Genomic DNA, 7,876 nt, shown 5'->3' with positions numbered 1-7,876 from the left:
CCGCTGCACCGAGCAGTCCCGGGCCCCCAGGTACACGCCGTTGCCGTACTGGTCGCAGAGCCCCTGGATCTCCACGTGCCGAGCCGAAGGCAGGTACCGCTCGACGTACACCCGCCCGTCGCCGAAGACGGCCTGCGCACCCGCCCGGGTCTCGGTGTAGGCGCGAAGGAACTCCTCGGGCTGCTCGACGACGCGCATCCCCCGACCGCCGCCGCCGGCAGCGGCCTTGATGATCACGGGATAGCCGATCCTGTCGGCGAACACCTCTGCCTCGTCCGCGTGGTCGATCGCGGTATGGCTTCCGGGCAGCAGCGGAAGGCCCGCGGCAACCATCAGCGAGCGGGCGACGGCCTTGTCCCCGAGCTTCTCCATGACCGACGCGGGCGGTCCGACGAAGGTGATGCCCTCGGACTCGCAGACCTCCGCGAAGTCCGCGTTCTCGGAAAGGAATCCGTATCCAGGATGGATGGCGTCCGCACCGGCGAGCCGGGCGGCCTCGATGATCGTCGGGATGTTGAGGTAGCTACGGCCGGCGGGGCCCGGACCGATCTGGACGGCCCGGTCGGCGAGCCGGGTCACCATGCTGCCGCGGTCGTCGGCCGAGTAGACGGCGACGGTGCGCAGGCCGAGCTCCCGGCAGGTGCGGAGGACCCGCAGAGCAATCTCGCCCCGGTTGGCGATCAGGACGGTGGTGACCATCAGCCGCGGGCGTCCGGATCGATAGCGATCAGCCGTTCGCCGTACTCGACCGACGTCGCGTCGGGCTGGCACACCTCGACGATCTGGCCGGCCGTGTCCGCCTCGATGGGGATCATCAGCTTCATCACCTCGAGGATCGCGACCTGCTGCCCGGCCTTCACGGTGTCCCCGACCCGGACGAACGGCCGCGCACCGGGTTCGGGAGCGTAGTAGTAGAAGACCCCGACGCTCGGCGCGGTGACGTAGCTCAGGCCAGCATCACCACCGGCGGTCGGCGAGTCCGCCGACCGCTCCTCGACCAGCGCGACCTCGCCGGGAACGGCACCACCGGAAACAGCACCACCAGGAACGGAGCGAGGCGCGGGAACCGGATGACGACGCGGCGGCGCCGTCGCCTGGACGGGCCCGCGCCGGTCGTCACCGAGCTCGGCCAGGTCGGTCCAGGCTAGCTCCACCACGATGTCGCCGGCGGTCACCCGCAGGTGCGACGGCGGCCGCACCGCGTTCGCGTACAGGGCAAGGGCGTGGTGCTGCACCGCGGCCAGGATGGTGTCGACGTCCGCCGCGTCGATGGCGGACAGCGGGCCGGGCGCGGCGGTCGACCATCCCGGCGCCGTGCCCGGATCGTCGACCGCCCGGTTTCCGTTGGAGGAGACGGCGCCGGAGCGGCGCGCTGCCACAGTCGTGCTCATGAGCTCTGCTCCCTGTGTTCGGCGTGTCCCGGGTGTTCGGAGTTGCCCGGGCGTTCCGGGGGTGACGCGCCGGCCGGCTCACCCGCCACCGCGCCGAAGCGACGGAAGCGCAGCCACCGCCGATACACGAGCTCCTCCGGGCCGACCAATCCCAGCGTCGCCAGCGTCGCGCGCAGCGCGGCACCGACGAGCGCCGCGGCGTGGACGGGATCGGCCGCGGCACCGCCGTCAGGCTCGGGTACGACCCCGTCGACAATCCCGAGCTCCAGCAGCTGGCGCGCGTCCACGCGCAGTGCCTCGGCCGCCTTCGGCGCGGCGGTCGCGTCCTTCCAGAGGATCGACGCACATCCCTCCGGGCTGATCACTGAATACACCGCGTTCGCGCACATCAGCACCCGGTCGGCGACCGCGAGCGCCAGCGCCCCGCCGCTGCCGCCCTCGCCGGTGACGACGGCGACGACCGGAACGGGCAGCGCCCCCATCAGGCGCAGGTTCTCGGCAATCGCGACCGACTGTCCCCGTTCCTCCGCCTCGACGCCGGGATGGGCGCCGGCGGTGTCGATGAAGGTGACCACCGGCAGGCCGAGCTTGGCCGCCAGCCGCATGACCCGCGCCGCCTTGCGGTACCCGGCGGGACTGGGCATGCCGAAGTTCCGCTCGCTGAGCTCGGCGACCGTGTGCCCCTTCTGGGTGCCGATCACGGCCAGCCCGACTCCGCTCAACCGGCCGAGACCGGCGACCATCGCCGGGCAGTCGGCGGAGGCCCGGTCGCCGTGCAGCTCGTTGAAGTCGTCCAGCAGAAGCGAGATCAGGTCGAGGGTGCTCGGGCGCCCGAGTGCCCTGGCCTGCCGCACGGCGTCCCAGGGATGACGGACGGGCAGGTGGAGCACCTCGGTGATCACCCGCTCGGCTCCGTCGTGCCCGTCGGACGGGCCGCCCCCGGCCGCGATGCCCCCAGCCGCGGCTCCCTCGGCCGCGGCACCCTCGGCCACCTCATGAACGCCGGTGGCGACGCGCAGGAGCCGGGACAGCGCGGCCCGCAGGTCGCCACGGGGAACGATCATGTCCACGATGCCGTGGTCCAGCAGGAACTCCGCCATCTGGAAGCCGGGCGGCAGCTTCTGGCGGATCGTCTGCTCGATCACCCGGGGACCGGCGAACCCGAGGCGAGCACCCGGCTCGGCGACGATGACGTCACACAGAGTGGCGAAGGAGGCTGCCACCCCCCGAACGTCGGGTCGCTGATCAGTGCCACGGTGAGCACGCCCGCCTCGTCGAGCCGGCCGAGCATCTGGCTCGTCTTGGCCATCTGCATCAGCGACAGCAGGCCTTCCTGCATGCGGGCACCGCCGGAGGCGGTCACGATCACCAGCGGTGTGCGCTCGGCCAACGCCACCTCGCCCGCCCGGGTGATGGCCTCGCCGACGGCCGATCCCAGGCTGCCGCCCAGGAAACGGAAGTCCATCGCCGCGACGATCACCTCGGCGCCGTCGATGCGTCCCCGCGCGCAGACGACCGCCTCGGCCAGTCCGGTCCGCTCGCGGGCCTGGCGCACCCGGTCCGGATAGGGGGCCGAATCGGTGAAGCGCAGCGGATCGGGATCCGCGGGCACGGGCGTCGCCAGCTCGGACCATCCCGGGTCCAGCAACTGGGCGAGCCGGCTCGGGGCCGTCAGCGGCGCATGCCAGCCGCACTCCGGGCAGACCCGGTTGGCTGCGAGGAACCGCTTGCCATAGAGAAGGGTCCGGCATCCCCCGCACAGATGCCAGGCGAGGCGGTCCGCGGTCGACTCCGCCTCGACGGCTGGCACGGGCACGGGCGCCGGCGTGCCCGCAGTGGCCCCGGTCGTGGCCCCGGTCGTGGTCGTGGGCGCGGTCACCGGGCACCCGCCGTCAGGACGTACCGGTGCGCCGGCGAGCTCTCGCGCGTGGCCGGCGGTCGGTAGGCGGCCGCCCGCGCCGGCAGCCGCACCCCGGCGAACCGCAGCGCCGCGGCCCGCCCGGTGTAGGCGGCGCCGAGCATCAGCTCACCCGCGACGTCCACCGCGCTGCGCTGGTCGACGTCCGCCAGGTAGCTGCCGGCCGCCCAGGTGTTGAAGGCGCCCAGGGACGGGCCGCACCAGATCTGGTAGTCGGTGATCCGGTCGGGCGCGGCGGAGATCGCCCAGCCCGAGGACAGCCCGAGATACCAGCGGAACACCAGCGCCATCCGTCTCTTCGGGCTGGCCTGCGCGCGTTCGATCTGCTCCGGGTCGCGTCGGCTGAAGTAGTCGACGGTATCGGCCCAGATCTCGTCCACGGACCGGCGCAGGACCGAACGCTCCAGCCAGTCCCGATCCTCCGCCGAAAGGTCGTCGAGGGAGTCGTGGGCGCGGTAGAGGTCGTACAGCCGGCGGCCTCGCCCGGCGAACATCGTGCCGCGGCGCAGGACCTGCACCTCGGCGCCGATCTCGAACATGTCGGAGGCCGGTGCCATGTCGATGTCGTTCGGGCCCGCCTTCGCCAGCAGCGCCCGCGCCGCCGCCGACTGACCGGACTCGACGCACGCCTGGTTCACCGAACCGGTGACGACGTAGGCGGCGCCGAGCGCGAACGCGGCGAACACCGCCGACGGCGTACCGATGCCACCCGCGGCTCCCGCTCTCGGCGGGCGGCGGTAGCCGAGCTCGGCGGCGATCCGGTCGCGCACCGCGATGATCTCGGGAAGCAGGACCGGGAGCGACCGGCGGTCGGTGTGGCCGCCGGAGTCCGCCTCGACCGTGATGTCGTCGGCCATCGGCACCGTGCGGGCAAGCGCGGCCTGCTCGGCGGTCAGGGTGCCGTCCGCCACCAGCGGGCGCAGCAGCGCGTCCGGGGCGGGACGCAGGAAGAGCTCGGCCACCTCCGCGCGGGAGACCTTGGCCACCACCCGGTGCCCGACGTGTACGCCGCCAGTGCCGCCCGGCCGCAGCCCCGCGGCCCGGTAGGCGACGATCTGCGGGGTCAGCTCGAGGAACGCGGACGCCTCCACGCAGGTCACCCCGTGGCGCAGGCAGGCGGCCAGGATGGCCCGTTCCAGCTCCAGCTCGTTCGGGCTGTGGATCAGATTGCAGGCGAAGGGCGCCGGGCCGAGCTCGCGGCGGATCCGCCCGAGCGCGTCGTCGATCCGGTCGGGCAGCACGCCGGCCGCCCCGTACGTGGCGAGGAAGCCCGCCCGTGCCATCGCCACGACCAGCTCCGGCGAGGCGATGCCGTTCGCCATCGCGCCGGTCATGTAGGGCTGACGCACCCCGTGGTCGGTCAGGAAGGACGTGGCTCCCAGCCGCTCGGGCCGGGCCGGCGGCGCCACAGCCAGCACCGTCGCCCCCGCCGCGCGCAGGCTCGCCGGGTCGTCGGTGGCCGCGATCGCGCCGCCCTGTTCGCTCACCACGACGCAGGGCGCGTCCAGCCGGGCAAGCAGGTCGTGGATCTCCTGGGCGGAACGCGCGAGCCGCGGCCCGCCCGATCCAGGGCGCAGCGTCGTCGGCGCGCCACGGACCATCGTTGTCGTCGTCACCATGATTGCGCTCCTCTACCGCGCACTTCGGCGGCGATGTCGGTCAGTCCGTAGATACGCATGCCGGGTTTCCAGACGCTGGCGTCCGCGACGACCCGTGCCCGGGCACCGTCGCGGCGGACGTCCTTGATATGGACCTCCAGCGTCATCTCCCCGTCCTCCGAGCGGATCTGGCCGCGGTAGCGCCAGCTCATCGGCAGTCCGGCCGGCACCACGAAGGTCGGCTCGACGAGGTCGTCGGTCAGGCCATCCTGGACCATCCACTCCTGCAGCGCCTGGATGACGGCCTCGACGCCCAGCGAGCCGGGCATCACCGGGTCGAGCCAGAAGTGCCGCGCGAAGAACCAGTCGCCCGGGCTCGTGGGGCGGACGGCGTGCAGGTAGCCGCGGCCGAAGTCGCCGCCGCCGTCCACCACCGTGATCTGGTCGAGCAGGGCCATGGCGCCCTGGGCGCACAGCGGCGCGTTCGCGGCCCGCCGGGCGGCCACGTCGATAGTCCGCCGGTCCGCCGGCGCCGGGCTGGTGCGTTCCAGCCAGGTCGGCACGAACGCGCCCTGATCGAGACCGTTCTGGTTCGCCAGCGTCCGCTGCGTGAAGAAGCCGAACAACCACTCACCGACGTAGAACGGCTCGCCGTCACCGCCGTCACCGCCGTCACCGCCGGACCCGTGCGGTCCGGATCCGTCGCCCGGCACGAGGAACAGCTCGTACTGGAAGTTCTGCAGGATCGCGCCGCTGAGCACGGTCGTGGACAGCAGGGTCGAGCGCTGCCGGATGGTGCGTCCGGCCAGGTCCACCTCGCGCCGGACGGTCGCCGTGCCGTCGAGGTTGCGCAGGACGTAGTCGTTGGCCGGGTCGGTCAGGGTCGCACCCAGGTAGTAGCCCAGCAGGAGCGCCAACTGGAGCGACGTCTCCATGTGCACGATGTTCGGCATCGTCGGGCTGGGGCTGTCGGTGTAGTACCAGGAGTCCGCCGGCGAGTCGTACTCGGTGATCATCGACGCGCCGCCGCTGAGCTGACCTCGCGCGCCGTCCACCCGCATGACCCGGTCCACCAGCCGCAGGCCGCCGCCGGGCAGCCGGCAGACCGTCCGGCCCGCGGCGGAGGCGAACTCGGGACCGAGCGCGATGGCGAGGTCGCCGCGCGCCGCGTGGAACATCTGCAGCTCACCGAGCAGCGCCGACTCTCCGGTCGCGCCCACGCGGCCGAGGAAGGCCGGCAGGACGCCGCCGTGCGCCGGGCCCACAGGGGTGCCCGGACGTTCCCGCACGGCCAGGGCGATCCCGCGGATCGTGGCGACCGGCCCGTGGGCGTCCCGCAGCTCGACGTCACCGCGCAGCCAGGGCCGCGGCACCAGATCGATGTCGGTGACGGTCAGCACGAGCTCCAGACCGGCCTCGGCGGCCGGCCCGGCGCCGTGGCCGGGCGCGTGGATCTCGATCGACAGCCGGCCGAGCCCGTCGGGGAGTTCCAGCCGCTCGTCGGGCAGCGCGACGTCGAGGTGCGCATCCGCGATCACCAGGTGCAGACCGGCGGCCATCGCGAACACGCTCACCGCCTGCCAGGAGGCGGTGAGCGCCGCGATGGCCAGGTGGGTCAGACCGGGCTGCCCATCTCGGTCCGCCACGCCGCCGGTCAGCTGGCTCACCGAGGCCCGTAGCTGGCCCCGGCCGGCTGCGCCGCCCCGCGGCGCGAACTCCGACACGGCGACCAGCGGGCCGCCGGGGGCGAGCCGCACCGACGGGTTCACCCCCCGCTGGTCGTAGCGGGCGCCGAAGACGCCGGCAACGTCACCGCGCGCCAGCCGGTCCAGGTCACCGGCGTCGAGGGTGGTGCGGGTGGTGCGGGTGGGCAGTTTGAACGCGTCCTCCGTCCAGCCGCGCGCGCCCCGGGAGCCGGGGGCGCCCACCGGCTCCAGGGCGGCGGAACCGGGCGGGTTCCCCGGCGCTTCGATGCCGGCGAACCCGGCAATCCCGGCGAAACCACCATGGCTCGCGCCGTCCAGCTCGAGCCACCGGAACACCCCGCCGAGGACCTCCAGGAGCACGTCGGGGCCGCGGGTGACCCGCAGCGCGAGCGTGACCTCCGCCGTGGCCGGGTCGAACCCGCCCGGGGCCCCGATGCGGGTGGAGGCCTGAATACGCAGCTCGTCCCCGACCCGGGGCAGCGGTCCGCTGGTCACCAGAGCCGCCCGGGCCAGCACCCAGTGCCCCCTCCCCGGGGTGCCAGGTGCGCCGACCCGCGCAACACCTCGTCCAGGGCCTGGCGGACCACGGCGGGCAGCGACACCCAACCGTCGATCGCCGCGGCGTCCCGGGCCACGACGGTGACATCCACCGCCAGCTCGGCAGGCGCCATGATCTCGACGGGGGCGATCGCGGGAGCGGGCCGCGGCGGAGCGCCGGGCGCCGATGCACCCGCGTGCCCGGGAACCCCAGCATCGTGGAAGGCCGGCCGGTCCACCGCCGGGGTGCCCCACCCCGGTCCACCCCGGCCACGATCACCCACGGCGGCCGGGGTCCGACCGCCGGGCGGTGCGATGGCGGCCATCTCGGCCAGCGCCCGGTCGGCCAGGGCGGCCTGCGTGCGCATCGCCGAGGCGTGGGCCGCGACCACCGAGGCCCGCAGCCGACGCAGGGTGGCCGTGGCGTCATCGACAGCCGGGACGGCGGCCGGGACGGCCGGGCCCTCCCCGAGCGCGCTGTCCGTGACGCCCGTAGCACCCACAGCAGTAGCACCCACAGCACCCGTGCGCCCCACGCCGCTCAGGACGCCCGCGCCGCGGGTGGCGGCCGTGATCTCCCTGCCCCCGTCGGCGTTGTCCTCCTCGCCCCTGTCGGCGTCGTCATGGCGGTGGGTGCCGCTGGGCCGCGCTTCGAACTCCGGGCCGGCCTGCATCGCCGCCCAGACGGCGGCGTCGGTCGGCTCGCCGTCGAAGCCCAGCCCGTCC

At 74.0% G+C, this 7,876-nt stretch carries 4 protein-coding genes and 2 pseudogenes; all 6 read right to left on the bottom strand.

Translation table 11 applies throughout. The features are described 5' to 3' along the window. On the bottom strand, positions 1-699 hold a 699-nt coding region (locus ACY45C_RS14815; RefSeq protein WP_462188186.1), incomplete at its 3' end, for a biotin carboxylase N-terminal domain-containing protein. Further along, positions 699-1,391, bottom strand: coding sequence for an acetyl-CoA carboxylase biotin carboxyl carrier protein (locus tag ACY45C_RS14810; protein WP_462188185.1), 693 nt, complete (start codon positions 1,389-1,391; stop codon positions 699-701). The genes ACY45C_RS14815 and ACY45C_RS14810, both read right to left, overlap by 1 nt. After that, a pseudogene (gene accA, locus ACY45C_RS14805) lies at positions 1,388-3,201 on the bottom strand (acetyl-CoA carboxylase carboxyl transferase subunit alpha). The gene ACY45C_RS14810 and the pseudogene accA overlap by 4 nt, the downstream one beginning before the upstream one ends. Before the next feature lie 65 nt (positions 3,202-3,266). Then, the gene (locus ACY45C_RS14800; protein ID WP_462188184.1) at positions 3,267-4,928 is read right to left on the bottom strand and encodes a PfaD family polyunsaturated fatty acid/polyketide biosynthesis protein; all 1,662 of its coding nucleotides are present in this window, start codon (positions 4,926-4,928) and stop codon (positions 3,267-3,269) included. Then, the gene (locus tag ACY45C_RS14795; protein ID WP_462188183.1) at positions 4,922-7,129 is read right to left on the bottom strand and encodes a beta-hydroxydecanoyl-ACP dehydratase; all 2,208 of its coding nucleotides are present in this window, start codon (positions 7,127-7,129) and stop codon (positions 4,922-4,924) included. Before ACY45C_RS14795 ends, ACY45C_RS14800 begins: the two co-directional genes overlap by 7 nt. Continuing rightward, positions 7,105-7,876 (bottom strand): annotated as a pseudogene (locus tag ACY45C_RS14790) (hypothetical protein); the annotation flags it as partial. The pseudogene ACY45C_RS14790 and the gene ACY45C_RS14795, both read right to left, overlap by 25 nt.

The organism is Frankia sp. CcWB2 (genome assembly GCF_977927585.1).
This window is presented reverse-complemented; position numbering and strand designations above follow the sequence as displayed.